Here is an 11,468-nt window from a genome sequence, read left to right as displayed (position 1 = left end):
AGACAGCCATGGCCGAGCAGTACGACGTCATCATCGTCGGATCGGGAGCAGGCGGCGGTACCCTCGCCCACCGGCTCGCGCCGTCGGGAAAGCGGGTGCTGATCCTGGAGCGGGGTGACTGGCTGCCGCGGGAAGCGGAGAACTGGGACGCCGCGGCCGTGTTCGTCGACAACCGCTACGTCTCGAAGGACCAGTGGTTCGACGGCCAGGGCAGACCGTTCCAGCCGCAGGTGCACTACTTCGTCGGTGGCGCGACCAAGTTCTACGGCGCGGCGCTGTACCGGCTGCGCGAGCGCGACTTCACCGAACTCAAGCACCACGGCGGGATCTCGCCCGCCTGGCCGATCACCTACGACGTCATGGAGCCGTACTACACGCAGGCCGAGCAGCTCTACCAGGTCCACGGCGCCCGGGGCGAGGATCCGACGGATCCGCCGGCGTCGGCGCCGTACCCGTATCCGCCGGTCTCGCACGAGCCGCGGATCCAGAAGCTGTTCGACGACATGGCCGCGGTCGGGCTGCACCCGTTCCACGCGCCGTGCGGGGTGATGCTGGACGAGAGCCGGCCCGCGTTCAGCGCGTGCGTTCGGTGTGCGACCTGTGACGGGTTCCCGTGTCTGGTCCACGCGAAGTCGGACGCCGATGTCATCGCCGTCCGGCCCGCGATCGAGCACGACAACGTGACGCTCGTGCGAAATGCCGTCGTACGGCGTCTCGAGACCGATGCGACCGGGCGGACCGTGACAGCGGTCGTCGCCGAGGTGGACGGCGAGGAACAGCGGTTCGGCGGGGACGTCGTCGTACTGTCGGCCGGCGCGGTGAACTCGGCCCGGATCCTGCTCGCGAGTGTGAGCGATCGGCATCCGAACGGGCTCGCGAACGGGTCCGACCAGGTCGGTCGCAACTACGTGTTCCACAACAGCCGTGCGTTCCTGGCGGTCTCGACCGAGAAGAACGACACCCGGTTCCAGAAGACGCTCGGCATGAACGACTACTACTTCGGCGATGCCGACTTCGACTACCCGATGGGCAACCTGCAGATGGTCGGCAAGTCGTCGGCTCCGATGTACCGCGGGGAGAAGCCGCTCGAGACGCTGATCGCCCCGACGTTCGCGCTGCGCGACGTCGCCGAGCACGCCGTCGACTTCTGGTTGTCTGTCGAGGACCTGCCCGATCCGGACAACCGGGTGACGCTCGATGCGGACGGCAACGTCGTACTGAGCTACAAGCCGAACAACACCGAGCCGCTGGAGCAGTTGTACAAGCGGGTGAAGAAGAACCTGGGCACGCTCGGCATGCACCCGCACCACCTGATCCCTCGCAGTGTCTACATGAAGAACGACATCCCGGTCGCGGGCTGCGCGCACCAGGCCGGCACCGTCCGGTTCGGGCACGACCCGGCGACGTCGGTCCTGGACACCGACTGCAAGGCGCACGAGGTCGACAACCTGTACGTCGTCGACACGAGCTTCTTCCCGAGCATCGGTGCGGTGAACCCGGCGCTGACCGCGATCGCGAACGCACTGCGGGTCGGTGACCACCTGCTGGAGCGCCTTGGCTAGCGGGGCATTCCCATCTCGGCCATGAGCTCGACCGGCTGCCCACGTGAGGAGACGGCCGAGCTTGCTCAGTGTCCGATCCAGGGCATCCGCCAGCCGCCCAACCCGGCCGGCACCTCATCGGCGGCGGCCGGGCCCCAGGTCCCCGGTTCGTAGGTGTGGATCGGCGTCGATGCGTCGAGGAGCGGCTGCATCACCCGCCACGTCTCCTCGACTGCGTCCTGCCGCGTGAACCGCGTACTCTGGCCGGTCATCGCCGCGTGCAGCAGAACCTCGTACGGCGTGGGGCCCTCGCCACCCTCGTCGCCGAACTCCATGTCGAGCTCGATCGGCCTGATCCGGGCCGCGTCGGCACGATGCGCGTCCACCTGGATCCTGACTCCGGTGGTCGGGTCGAGCCTGATCACCAACTGGTTCGGCTCGGCGATGTGGCCGCCGGGACCGAAGCCCAGCCGTGGGGGCCGTTTGAACACCAGGCGCAGTTCGGTCTGCGTCACCGGCAGCCGCTTGCCGGTCCGGATGAAGAAGGGCACACCGGCCCACCGCCAGTTCTCGATGTCGAGGCGGAGAGCGGCGTACGTCTCGGTGGTCGAGTTCTTCGCGACCCCGTCGATGCCGAGGTACCCGTCGTACTGGCCACGGACGTAGTGCGCGGGATCGGCTTCCTCGACGGCACGGAACAGCGTGGTGGTCGAATCCTTGAGGGTGGTGGGATCGCCGCGCGACGGTGGCTCCATCGCGGCAGCCGCGACCACCTGCATCAAATGGTTGACGACCACGTCGCGCAGCGCGCCGACCGGATCGTAGAAATGGCCGCGGTCCTCGACACCGAAGTCCTCGGCCATCGTGATCTGGACACACTCGAGGTAGTTGCGGCTCCACAGCGGTTCGAGGACCGCGTTCGCGAACCGCAGGTACAGGATCTCCTCCAGCCCCATCTTCCCCAGGTAGTGGTCGATCCGGTAAAGCTGCGACTCGTCGATGTACTGGTGCAACTGATCGGCCAGGTCCCGGGCGGAACGCTGGTCGTGGCCGAACGGCTTCTCGACGACGACCCGGGCACCGCTGGTCAGCCCGGCATCGGACAGGCCCTGAACCACCCGGCCGAACAGGAACGGCGGGATCTCCAGGTAGAACACCGGTGTCTCGGCGCCCTTGATCGCGTCGCCGACGCGTTCGTAGACCGAAGCGTCGGCGAAGTTGCCGCTGACGTACGACAGCCGGGCCGCGAGGTTGTCGAAGACGGCTTTGTCGATGGTGATCCCCGTGCCCTCGATCGACGTCCTGGCCCGCTCGACGAGCTGGTCCAGCGTCCAGTCGTCCGCCGCCACCCCGACGATCGGGCAGCTGAGCAGACCGCGCGCCTCCAGCTGGTAGAGCGAGCGGAACGTCATCACCTTGGCCAGGTCGCCTGTGATGCCGAAGATGACCAGTACGTCCGCGGTCCGCGGGTCCGTTGCCGTCGATGTCATACCTGTCTTGCCTCCGCGTCAGGCCGGCTCCGGGTCGTGAAGGGCAGGAATGCCGATTTTCCCTTCGGTGCGGGCGACGGCACTCACGCCGCCGCCGAACCATCCTCATCACGATCCCGACCGGCAGCATCACCCCCGGCGGATGATTCAGCGTGCGGGCGTGACGAGACGGATGCGGTCGGCCGACGCACCACTTCATCCCTTTGCAGGGAAAGGGTGCGGGCGTAGCGTCCCTTGGGTGCTGTCTTGTCGTACCTAAGGCTGGGCTTCGGTTGGTGGCTTGGTCGCTGATGGCGTTGGGTTTTCGCTGAGTGAGGTGCTCATGAGGCGGGCGGGGAAGTCTTCTGGTGGGTCCGGGCGAAGCGGGCGGTGGGTCGTCGTTCTCGCTGTGGTGATCGGTTTGCTCGGGCTGATGGGTGGTTGCGGCTCCGGGTCGGACGGCGGTGGAGCGGCTCCTGCGCCAACTACGACGTCGGCGAGTGGCGGTGGTTCTCCGGCTGCCGGTGGCGGCACGATGGTCGAGGTCAAGAACTTCGCGTTCATGCCGGCGAATGTGACCGTCCCGGTCGGCGGCAAGGTGACGTGGAAGTTCGACGACTCGACAGCGCACACCGTGACCGCCGACGACAACTCGTTCAGTTCGTCACCGATGCAGGGTGGCCAAACGTTCAGCCATACCTTCACGACAGCCGGGACAGTGAAGTACCACTGCTCCATCCACCCAGAAATGATCGCCACAATCGTCGTGAAGTAGGGACGCACAGAACGGCTCCCCAGGGGCCGGAACCGGATATCTCGGTCCAACTTCTGGGGAGCAGTTCATCGGCGGGGTGGCGGTCCACGAGGCATGGCAGTACCACTCGGGGCAGTTCCCCGAGCGCATGGGTCGGCCGACACCGCCGGTTCGGGTAGCGCTACGAGCTGCTACCTGCGGCGGCGGGAGACGCGCCGCGCGGTACGGCGCCCGGTTCGGCGCGCGACCCTGCGTGATCCAAGCATCTGTACTTCCTCCTCCCAGTGCGAAAGCGAACGCGCGTCGCCCGGTCAGCGGGCAGCGGACGCGGTTTCCATCTCGTGCAGTTCCTTGGCTTCCTCGGCCGAGACCAGCCCGATCTCGATGAGGTCCAGTGGGCTGATGAAGCCGTCGCTGATCCGGAACCCGCCCGCGCGTGCGATGGCGTCGCGCAGCGGGACGGCCCAGTGGTGTTCCAGCAGGATGAGCGCCGCGGCGGAGTCGTTCGGGATGTCCTCGAGCACATCCCAGCCTTCCTCGTCGCCGAGCGCGTTGATGCCGCCTTGCTCGGCGACCGCCTCGGCGCCGGCTTCCGCGCCGGCCACCATGCCCTCTTCGCCCTCGAAGCCCAGGCCGATCAGCGCCCCGATCTTGCTCCCCAGCTCGATCGCCTCCTCCTCGGACAGGTTGCTGAGGTGCTCAGCCTCCAGTTCGCCGTCGGCGCTCTTGTAGACGGCCAATGCGTCGATGACGCGGACGGTGTCGCTCTCCCGCAGCCGTTCGAGTTCGGCGATGACCTCACCGTGGAAGTTGGGATGCTGGAACCCGAGCGCGATGAGCTGTACTGGCCCGATTGCCATGTTTACTCTCCTCTTCTCTCCCGAGCGCCCGCCCAGGGCGCCGGCCCTCCCATGCGGCGATTCGCGAGGACTTGTCAGGAGATATCGATATGCCTGCGCCCCACACTGCTGCGCTAGCCATCCGTGCGCGTCCCCCACGACGGATAAGCCGCGGCCACCCAGCCGCAACTACCAACCCACTAAAAAGGCTGCGCGATGGCGTGAGCTCTGCCATCTCCGGCCGTCGCGAGTACGCCGCGACCCCAGGTTCGTGACTCGCGGCTGAGATCTTTGACGGTTGCGTCAGTCGCGGCGATCCTCGCGCCGGTCCTCGCGACGGTCACCCCGGTCGTCGCGCCGGTCCTCGCGGCGGTCGTTGCGGCGGTTGATGCCATGTGCGACGACCACGGCACCGCCCACGGCTGCTGCGGTCCTGCGCCTGCGTCGGGCTGCAAGTGGCATCTCAGATACCTTCCTCGGTCTTCTTGGTCTCTTCGGACTCTGCGGCGTCGGCCTCCATCGCGGCGAGCACCGCTTGAATCGGGATCCGTCCGCTTGCGGCCAGCTGGCCGCCGGCGTGCCGAACCGCCGCACCGAACGGCGCGGCCCACAGGTTCTCCCAGACGAGTACCGCGGCCGAGCTGCCGGGCTCGATGGTCTCGGCGAGATCCTCGACGTCCTGCTCACTGAGCAGCATCGCGATCCCGGTCTCGAACCCCCGCAGCTGCCCGATCTCGCTGTCGTCCAGATCGGTCGACTCGAACGCCTCGAAGCTGCCGTCGGCGTCCTTCAGGAGGAACAGCAGGTCGAGGATCCGGATCAGGCCCCGGTCGACGTAATCGGCGAGGATCGGTGCGATCTCTCCGGTCAGCTTGGTGCTCGGGAATTCGACCACGATCCAGTCGACCGGCCCCAGCTCATCGACGTTGACTGTCATGCTCTACCTCCAGCGGTCAGAGTTGTTGGATGGCGTCCGGCGCGGGAGTGCACCCGCCGTGACTGTCCGGCGACACTTTCGCCTGAGCCTCCAAGTGGTGCTGTCTGAGCAGCGCCGCTCGTCGGACGAGCCGGAGTCCCTGCAATCCGGGTACTCCACCGACGATTCGGCAGAACTCGTGTCACCGCATCACCCCTGCGGGACGATTGGCGTCGTGAACCCCGTAGCCGAGGGCCTGCAGGGCGACCGTTGCGTGGGGCAACCTTGATCCGCGGCGCGGTGGCTGCGGCTGGGGCGATTCATCCGGTGAGGGGGATGCCCCGCGCACTCTGGAACCCGTACTTTGCGAGGGCTCGCGGTTCGCCGAGCCGGCGGGGACTGATTCGGAGGACCTCATGGCTGTTGACCGGCATGCGCGCACGATGTTACCGATCCCTGACCGGCCGACGCCGGGTCTGACGACGTACGACGCGAAGGACCCGGACACGCGATTTCCTCCGATCGAGCCGCTGCTGCCACCCGACGGGGCCCCGAACGTTCTGATCGTGCTGCTGGACGACATCGGGTTCGGTGCGTCGAGCACGTTCGGGGGACCGTGTCGTACGCCGACGGCGGACCGATTGGCGGCGGGTGGGCTGCGCTACAACCGGTTCCACACCACGGCGCTGTGCGCGCCCACCCGAGCCGCGTTGCTGTCCGGGCGGAACCATCACTCGGTCGGGATGGGCAGCATCACCGAGACCGCGACCTCGGCCCCCGGGAACAGTTCGATGCGTCCAAACACCAAAGCGCCGTTGGCGATGACGTTGAAGCTGAACGGGTACTCCACGGCCCAGTTCGGCAAGTGTCACGAGGTCCCGGTCTGGCAGGCGTCTCCGATGGGCCCGTTCGACGCCTGGCCGTCGGTTGGTGGAGGTTTCGAGACGTTCTACGGTTTCATCGGTGGCGAGAACAATCAGTGGGACCCCGCTTTGTACGAGGGCACCACACCGGTCGAGCCGCCCGCGACCCCTGAGCAGGGCTACCACCTCACCGAGGATCTGGCCGACCGGGCGGTGAACTGGGTGCGGCAGCAGAAGGCGCTGATGCCGGACAAGCCGTTCTTCGTCTACTTCGCGCCAGGCGCGACCCACGCCCCACACCATGTCCCGAAGGAGTGGGCCGACCGGTACGCCGGCCAGTTCGACGATGGCTGGGACGTGCAGCGCGAGCGCACCTTCGCCCGGCAGAAGGAGCTGGGCGTCATCCCGGCCGACGCCGACCTGACGTCGCGGCACGCCGAGATTCCTGCCTGGCAGGACATGCCGGACGAGCTCAAGCCGGCGCTGGCCCGGCAGATGGAGGTCTACGCCGGGTTCCTCGAGCACGTCGACCACCACGTCGGCCGGCTCATCGACGCGATCGAGGATCTCGGGGTCCTGGACAACACGATTGTCTACTACATGATCGGTGACAACGGCGCGTCGGCCGAAGGCACGCTCAACGGGGCCTTCAACGAGATGGCGAACTTCAACGGGATGGCCGCGCTCGAGACGCCGGAATTCATGGTCAGCAAGATGGACGAATTGGGCTCGCCCAGCTCGTACAACCACTACGCGGTCGGCTGGGCCTGGGCGATGAACGCCCCGTTCCAGTGGACCAAACAGGTGGCCTCCCACTGGGGTGGCACCCGCAACGGCACGATCGTGCACTGGCCGCACGGGATCGCGGAACGCGGTGGGCTGCGGACACAGTTCACCCACGTCATCGACGTCGCCCCGACGATCCTCGAGGCGGCCGGGCTTCCCGAGCCGACCATGGTCAACGGCGTCCAGCAGTCCCCCATCGAGGGAACGAGCATGCTGTTCACCTTCAACCATTCGGACGCGCCGGAAGGCCACGACCTCCAATACTTCGAGATGTTCGGCAACCGGGGCATCTACCACCGGGGGTGGAGCGCGGTCACCAAGCACCGCACTCCGTGGGTCATGACCGGCGGCGCACTGCCGGCGTTCGACGACGACGTCTGGGAGCTGTACGACGGCTCCAGCGACTACAGCCAGGCCCACAACCTAGCTGCGGCCGAACCGGAGATGCTCGCCAAGCTGCAACGGCTCTGGCTCATCGAAGCCACGAAATACAACGTGCTACCCATCGACGATCGCGGTGCCGAACGATTCGAGCCGTCGATGGCAGGGCGACCCACGTTGATCCACGGGAAGTCACAACAGTTCTTCCCCGGAATGGGAAGGCTCTCGGAGAGCAGCGTGCTCAGCATCAAGAACAAGTCGTTCTCGGTCACCGCGGACGTGGTCGTCCCCGATAGCGGAGCCGACGGCGTGATCATCGCCCAGGGCGGCAGATTCGGAGGATGGACCGTCTACGCCAAGCGGGGCAAGGCGAAATTCATCTACAACGTGCTCGGCATCCAGGAGTTCGCGACCGAGGCAGACTTGCCGATCCCGGCGGGCAACCACCAGGTACGCATGGAGTTCGCGTACGACGGCGGCGGCCTCGCCAAGGGAGGCGACGTCACGCTGTACTACGACGGCACAGCCGTCGGCACCGGCCGGGTCGAAGCAACCCAGCCGATGATCTTCTCAGCCGACGAGACCACCGACATCGGCTACGAATCGGGCACCACCGTCACCCCCGACTACACCCCTGCCACCAGCCGGTTCACCGGCAAGATCAACTGGGTACAGATCGACCTCGGCGACGACAATCACGACCACTACATCGACCCTGAAGAACGCCTCCGAATCGCGATGGCCCGACAGTAAGCGTTGCCGCCTAGCAGCTGTCTTGCGGTATCACAGGGTGCCCCCGGCAGGATTCGAACCTGCGACGCACGGTTTAGGAAACCGATACAGCAGACCTATATTCACCTCACCAGGCGTGTCTGACGGACTCCAGTTCTGGCAAGGTTGACTCCAGTTGACTTGGATCGAGACCACTTGGTTCCCATGGTGTTCCCACGCTGCACCGATGGGCATGACCTACCTGTCTGTGCAGGGCGCGGACTGAACTGGGCTTACTTTTGGGGGCGCGGAGCGTGGTGACCGCCGCCGCAATCCCGGGTCGGTCCGGTGAACCTCGCGTGAAGGGACCGATTGGTCAGTCATCGGCGCTTATCGTGAGTGGGCTCACTCACTCGTGTCGAGGTCGTCTTCCAGGTCTGTCGAGGCCACGTCGATGGCGACTTTGAGTGCCAATGCGATGCGGCCTGTTGCCGCGGCGACGCGCGAGGTTCCGACGATGGGTGCGATCGCGGCGAGGACGCCGCGTACGTCGTCGGCGTTGAGGCCGACCTCGGCATCGACGGCCAGGTTCAGGGCGTAGGACACGGCAGGTGCGCCGCTGGCCACCAGCGCGGCGAGCCTGACGAGTGCGATGGATTGCACGTCGAGGCCCGACGTGGCCACGGAATCGACGGTCATGCGCTCCAGGAGGTCGAGAACGGGGGTATCAGATGCGGTGGGATCCGACATGGCTTCTCCTCAGAAGGTCTGTTGTGGCGGCGGGTCCGGCGCCACAACCCACCCTGCGCCGACAGCCAATTCGAGACATCACACAGATCGAACGAACCCCAGCGAATTCATCCGAGAGGTTCCTCTTGGAGAGGTTCGGGCGCGGCCTCGGACTTCGGCTGCTTGCCCGGCGCCGGCGTACCAGCGATGAGGGGCAAGGCCCACCGCGTGCGGGGATCGGCCTCGACCAGCAGGGCCCGGGTGAGCAGCGTGAGTGGTACGGCGAGCAGCGCGCCGAGCGGTCCGATGACCCAGGTCCAGAACACCAGGGACAGGAAGGTCAGCATCGCCGTCAGTCCCACGGCGTCGCCCACCACGCGTGGCTGGATGACCGACTGGATCAGGAAGTTGATCACGCTGTAGACGACGGTCACGGCGATCATCAACCCGGGGCCGCCGTCCAGCAGCGCGATCAGCGCGGGTGGGACCACGCCGATGACGAAGCCGATATTGGGAATGAAGTTGGTGACGAACGCGAGCACGGCCCACACGAACGCCCCGGGTACGCCCATGATCTGCAAGGCGATGCCGTCGAGCACCGCGACGACGAGTCCGAAGCCGGCTGAGACGCCCATGTAGTTGCGAGCGCCCCGCGCGAAGTTGTCCAGCGCGGCCACGGGGTTGGGGAAGTGTTCGCCCACCGTGGCCAGACCCCGGCGGGTGGAGTCGGTGTCGAAGGCCATGAAGAGCAGGACGGTGAACAGGAAGAAGAGATTGCTGACGACTCCCAGCGTGCCGGAAAGGATCGACATCGCGAGGTCGACGATCCGCGCCGGGTCGACCGCGTCGACCACGGCGTTGATCTGATCCTGCTTGACCCCGAGACCGCGCAAGGTGTTGCCCACACTCGCGACCGCCTCGTTGATCTGGGCGGCGTACTGGGGGAGCAGCGCGGCCAGCTGCGCCACCGAGACGATCAGCGCGAGGGTGAGGAGGAAGAGCAGCAGGTAGGCGGCGAGCAGCATGACAATCGAGGCGGCCCATTCGGGAAGACGATGCCGCTCGAGCCGTCGGCGTATCGGGTGCAGAGTGACCGTGATGACCAAGGCCAGGAACACCGGCCCGATGATGTCGGCGATGGACCGGATCCCGACCAGGACGATCGTGAAGGCGGCGGCCCCCAGCAGGAGCGTCAGGGTGAATGGCCGGGCCCGCTCGTAGACGTCGCGTGCGGTGCTGGGCGTGCTCGTCATCTGATTCCTCCTGTCGCCGCCGGGAGGTACGACCGCCGACGGCCGCGGGTCACCTGGCGATGTCGCGTCCGTGGGCGGCCAGGGCCCAGATGACGAAGACGTCGAGTGCGATGATCGCCAATGCCCAGAACGGGTAGTAGGGGATGAACGCGAAGCTGGTCAGGGCGCTGACGACGGCCAGGATGATGCCGACGATCCGGCCCCAGGTCTGGCCGGAGAGCACGGCGATGCCAGCGAAGAGCACCAGCAGCCCGAGCAGCAGGTGGATCCAGCCCCAGCTGGTCGCGTCGAACTGCAGCAAGTAGTTGCGGGTGGCGACGTAGAACTCGTTCTCGAAGAGTGCGACCACGCCGGCGATGGCCTGGAATGCGCCGGACATGATCATCATCACCCCGGCGAAGACGATGAATCCGGTCGCGACGCCGCTGGGCGGCTCTACCGCCTCGCCTGCGGTCCGGTAGTTCTGTGTGGGTTGCTGAGTCATGTGCCGAACCTCCTTGACCGGTCGCGCGGTCCGGGCCACGTCGAGCACGGCCGGCCACGCGGGAAATGTCTGTTCAGGACTCCATGCAACCGGCGCATATCCGATGCTGAATCACCTACATCGTGTGAAATGCCACCCGTCAGGTCTCGGTGTCGGTGTTCGCCTTGCCCTGTTTCACGGCCCCGAGGATGACCTGGATGCCGAGTCCCAGCACTACGAGGTCGAGCAGCATCTGGGCGGTGACGACGAGCCGGGTGGTCTCGGCTTTGGCCGAGATGTCGCCGAAGCCGACCGTGGTGAAGATGGTGACGGTGAAGTAGATCGAGTCCGACCGGGTCAGTGGCTCGGTGAACGTCGCGGCATCGTCGAGGCTCAGGACGAAGTACGTGGACGCGAACAGCAGCAGGAACAAGGGAGTCGTGGAGGCGAGGGCCTGGACCGCGCGGATGCCCGGATAGTCGGAGCGGACGATCGCTCGTGCCTGCCAGGCGATCATTCCCGCGAGCAGGACAATGCCGACCACGAGCACGACGAACACAGCGGCGTCAGACCGGCGATCGAGGGGCAGGACATAGTACAGGGCAACCATCACTACCGCGGTGACGAGTGCCCGGAGCAGTCCTCGCGCGATCAGCCACCGTCGCCGCCGCGCCGTCAGTGGTCTTGTGGGCACAGTCGGTTCACCGTCGCCATGATTGACCTCCTCGCCAAACGCTTGCTCGATGCTCTGATGGCACTCGCA

11 protein-coding genes are annotated in these 11,468 nt (G+C 66.4%); 3 read left to right on the top strand and 8 right to left on the bottom strand.

Annotated features, from left to right (window positions below; genetic code table 11):
- The first annotated feature begins 8 nt into the window (after nucleotides 1-8).
- Complete coding sequence (locus tag EV645_RS06605; protein WP_130440745.1) at nucleotides 9-1,562, top strand: GMC family oxidoreductase; 1,554 nt, start codon at nucleotides 9-11, stop codon at nucleotides 1,560-1,562.
- Nucleotides 1,563-1,627: 65 nt separating this feature from the next.
- Here the strand turns inward: EV645_RS06605 and zwf are convergent, their stop codons facing one another.
- Complete coding sequence (gene zwf / locus EV645_RS06600; RefSeq protein ID WP_130440743.1) at nucleotides 1,628-3,031, bottom strand: glucose-6-phosphate dehydrogenase; 1,404 nt, start codon at nucleotides 3,029-3,031, stop codon at nucleotides 1,628-1,630.
- A gap of 322 nt (nucleotides 3,032-3,353) precedes the next feature.
- Here zwf and EV645_RS06595 point away from each other — a divergent pair, with 322 nt between their 5' ends.
- The gene (locus tag EV645_RS06595; RefSeq protein ID WP_130440741.1) at nucleotides 3,354-3,785 is read left to right on the top strand and encodes a cupredoxin domain-containing protein; all 432 of its coding nucleotides are present in this window, start codon (nucleotides 3,354-3,356) and stop codon (nucleotides 3,783-3,785) included.
- A gap of 290 nt (nucleotides 3,786-4,075) precedes the next feature.
- Here EV645_RS06595 and EV645_RS06590 read toward each other — a convergent pair whose 3' ends face one another.
- The 3 genes from EV645_RS06590 to EV645_RS06585 all read right to left on the bottom strand — a co-directional run bounded on the left by EV645_RS06590 (nucleotide 4,076) and on the right by EV645_RS06585 (nucleotide 5,540).
- The gene (locus tag EV645_RS06590) at nucleotides 4,076-4,624 is read right to left on the bottom strand and encodes a hypothetical protein (protein WP_130440739.1); all 549 of its coding nucleotides are present in this window, start codon (nucleotides 4,622-4,624) and stop codon (nucleotides 4,076-4,078) included.
- 282 nt (nucleotides 4,625-4,906) lie between these two features.
- Complete coding sequence (locus EV645_RS41785; RefSeq protein ID WP_157997019.1) at nucleotides 4,907-5,065, bottom strand: hypothetical protein; 159 nt, start codon at nucleotides 5,063-5,065, stop codon at nucleotides 4,907-4,909.
- 1 nt (nucleotide 5,066) lies between these two features.
- Nucleotides 5,067-5,540, bottom strand: coding sequence for a DUF6325 family protein (locus tag EV645_RS06585; RefSeq protein WP_130440737.1), 474 nt, complete (start codon nucleotides 5,538-5,540; stop codon nucleotides 5,067-5,069).
- A 395-nt stretch (nucleotides 5,541-5,935) separates the two neighbouring features.
- Here EV645_RS06585 and EV645_RS06580 point away from each other — a divergent pair, with 395 nt between their 5' ends.
- Nucleotides 5,936-8,302: an arylsulfatase gene (locus EV645_RS06580; protein ID WP_130440735.1), complete on the top strand. Its 2,367-nt coding sequence runs from the start codon at nucleotides 5,936-5,938 to the stop codon at nucleotides 8,300-8,302.
- Between the two features lie 363 nt (nucleotides 8,303-8,665).
- Here EV645_RS06580 and EV645_RS06575 read toward each other — a convergent pair whose 3' ends face one another.
- From EV645_RS06575 to EV645_RS06560, 4 genes are all read right to left on the bottom strand, one after another.
- Nucleotides 8,666-9,010 (bottom strand): carboxymuconolactone decarboxylase family protein, encoded by a 345-nt coding sequence (locus tag EV645_RS06575; RefSeq protein ID WP_130440733.1) that lies wholly within the window; start codon nucleotides 9,008-9,010, stop codon nucleotides 8,666-8,668.
- 107 nt (nucleotides 9,011-9,117) lie between these two features.
- Nucleotides 9,118-10,242: an AI-2E family transporter gene (locus EV645_RS06570; RefSeq protein WP_130440731.1), complete on the bottom strand. Its 1,125-nt coding sequence runs from the start codon at nucleotides 10,240-10,242 to the stop codon at nucleotides 9,118-9,120.
- Between the two features lie 49 nt (nucleotides 10,243-10,291).
- A complete protein-coding gene (locus tag EV645_RS06565) occupies nucleotides 10,292-10,726 on the bottom strand; it encodes a DUF7144 family membrane protein (protein WP_198681491.1) in 435 nt (144 codons plus the stop codon).
- Nucleotides 10,727-10,865: 139 nt separating this feature from the next.
- On the bottom strand, nucleotides 10,866-11,399 hold the full coding sequence (locus EV645_RS06560) for a potassium channel family protein (protein ID WP_157997018.1): 534 nt from the start codon (nucleotides 11,397-11,399) through the stop codon (nucleotides 10,866-10,868).
- Between the last annotated feature and the right edge of the window lie 69 nt (nucleotides 11,400-11,468).

This window comes from Kribbella rubisoli (assembly GCF_004217145.1).
Lineage (GTDB): Bacteria > Actinomycetota > Actinomycetes > Propionibacteriales > Kribbellaceae > Kribbella > Kribbella rubisoli.
This window is presented reverse-complemented; position numbering and strand designations above follow the sequence as displayed.